Source organism: Gilvimarinus sp. 1_MG-2023, from assembly GCF_030548285.1.
Genome location: NZ_JAUOSC010000784.1, coordinates 1 through 290, shown reverse-complemented (window position 1 = coordinate 290; position 290 = coordinate 1). Strand labels below are relative to the sequence as shown.

The window sequence follows — 290 nt, the reverse complement described above, 5'->3', positions numbered from 1 at the left end:
GGTCTGGCCCAGTTACGCAGGCAAACGCCGCCAGCCATTCTGGTGTCTGCTATCAGCACTGCTGCTGGAGCAGATGGGCTACCGTATCCTGTTCCACGGCAGTACCGCCCATACCGAAGGCCGGGTATATCTGCACGAAGTATTTGAACAGCTGGACCTGGCAACACTGGCTCATACTGACCAGATCAATCATGGCCCCAGCCTGGCGTACCTGCCTTGCGAAGCGATCAACCCATTATTCCAGCGCTGGCTGTCACTCAAGGCCATTCTTGGGGTTCGCTCCCCCATCA

General features: G+C 57.6%; 1 pseudogene. It reads left to right on the top strand.

The window, feature by feature from the left end:
• Positions 1–290 (top strand): annotated as a pseudogene (locus Q4563_RS19035) (hypothetical protein); the annotation flags it as partial.